The sequence below is a fragment of the Microcoleus sp. Pol11C3 genome (assembly GCF_036701485.1).
GTDB lineage: Bacteria > Cyanobacteriota > Cyanobacteriia > Cyanobacteriales > Microcoleaceae > Microcoleus.
Genome location: NZ_JAUBQW010000287.1, coordinates 1 through 1,886, shown reverse-complemented (window position 1 = coordinate 1,886; position 1,886 = coordinate 1). Strand labels below are relative to the sequence as shown.

Here is a 1,886-nt window from a genome sequence, read left to right as displayed (position 1 = left end):
TAATTCCGGCACTGTCTTCTCCATGTGCCTCACCTTATCAGATTTTTTGGGTTTTTACTACCCCCGTGAACTTCTACAATAATTCCGATGCCAACGGATTTGATATTACCCAAACTCATGACACTGCGTCGTGCCGTTTCCCTACAATTAATCGGGAGGTGGTTAAATTTGTATTCATTAATCCCTCTCCTGTGCAAGTACAAACACCTCTTTACTTTTTGATAGTAAATTGTCATAGCTTTGATTTTAGTCAACAGCTTTTTTAACAATTAAGCGCAACAGCTTCTGATAAAAATTTATAGTTTAATGGTAGGAGTGAAGCGGGCAATGCCCACCCTACAAATAGAGTCCTCGATCGTCCCAATCTAAAATCTATGAGTGCCCACTTCTCTGCTGAAAATCCCTTGTCAGTCTGTTTCGCGGATGTGGAGGCGGCGGCAAAGCGCTTGCAGGGTAAAGCTTTCAAGACGCCGGTGCTGACTTCGGAAACTTTCAACACACAGACGAATTCTCAGGTATTTTTCAAGTGCGAGAACTTTCAGCGCACGGGTTCGTTTAAATTTCGGGGTGCTTGCAATGCTTTGATGCAGCTATCTGAAGCCGAAAAACAGCGGGGAGTTTTGACTTTTTCTTCGGGAAATCACGCGCAGGCGATCGCCCTTGCGCACGGTTGCTAGAAATTCCTGCTACTGTTGTCATGCCGGCAGATGCGCCAAAAGTCAAGCAAGAGGCGACTTGCGGCTACGGTGCAGAAATTATTTTATATGATCGCACTCAAGTTTTGCGGGAAGACCTCACCGCCAAAATTGGCGCAGAACGACACTTGATAATTATTCCTCCTTATGATGATGCGCGGGTGATTGCGGGACAAGGTACGGCAGCGCTGGAATTAATCGCAGAAGTTGGGGAGTTGGATTTGCTGTTAGTTTGTTGCGGTGGCGGGGGTTTGCTGTCGGGATGCGCGATCGCAGCAAAAACTTTGTCTCCGCAGTGTAAAATAATCGGGGTAGAACCGGAACAAGCAGACGATGCGACGCGATCGTTCCGCACGAAAACGCTGCACACAGTGACTAACCCGGATACGATTGCTGATGGTGCGCGCACGCCATCTTTGGGGAAATTAACCTTTCCTTTTGTGCTGCATTATGTGGACGATATGGCAACAGTTTCCGAAGACGCTATTCGCCAGACAATGTTTTTTATGTGGGAACGCATGAAGATAGTTGTGGAACCGACGGGAGTGTTAGCAGCGGCCGCTTTGTTGTCAGGTGTTGTGCAGGCGAAAAATGGGAGGATTGGCGTGATTGTCAGCGGCGGAAATGTCGATTTGAGGGAAGTCAATCGGTTTTAGATTTTAGATTTTAGATTGAATAATTTATGTAGCAGTTTCTCTGATAAAATGCTTGCACAGCAAACTTTGATAACACAGCACAATGTCTGAAAAAACAAACTCAGCGGCTCAATCTACAACTGGTGCAGATGCGATCGATGTGGCGATCGCATCTGGAATCGACTTTGACGGCACTCCGATTCCCAAGGCAAAATTAGACCTGTACGAGCAAGTGATGGGATTAGAAGCCGGGAGACAGCGCAGTGGCGTGTCGAATACCATGCGATCGCGCATTGTCCGAATCGGTGTCAAACACATCGGACAAGAGGAACTCGATAAAATGCTGGTTGCGGCCAACTTTGCACCGCTGAAAGAGAAAGAAATTGCCTTTTATTACGGCACTAAGTAAATAGCATTCATCTCACATCTTGCATCATTGTCAACAACAGGCTTTCCGGCCTGTTCCACAAAGAGTGAATTGGGTGCATCTCACTTTTGCAAATACATCAAGCGGAAAGTTGACCATTGAGATAAGCACAGCGCAGAGAAAGGATAG

2 protein-coding genes and 1 pseudogene are annotated in these 1,886 nt (G+C 46.5%); all 3 read left to right on the top strand.

The window, feature by feature from the left end:
* Positions 1–266: hypothetical protein (locus QUA40_RS28575; RefSeq protein WP_333132059.1), on the top strand; the 266-nt coding region annotated here is incomplete at its 5' end.
* Positions 267–374: 108 nt separating this feature from the next.
* A pseudogene (locus QUA40_RS28570) lies at positions 375–1,351 on the top strand (threo-3-hydroxy-L-aspartate ammonia-lyase).
* 82 nt (positions 1,352–1,433) lie between these two features.
* Positions 1,434–1,739 (top strand): small RNA NsiR4-regulated ssr1528 family protein, encoded by a 306-nt coding sequence (locus tag QUA40_RS28565; RefSeq protein WP_333132057.1) that lies wholly within the window; start codon positions 1,434–1,436, stop codon positions 1,737–1,739.
* Positions 1,740–1,886: the final 147 nt, after the last annotated feature.

Coding starts and splice junctions, on each gene's coding strand:
- QUA40_RS28565 (WP_333132057.1), top strand. CDS start 1,434: ATGTCTGAAAAAACAAACTCAGCGGCTCAATCTACAACTGGTGCAGAT.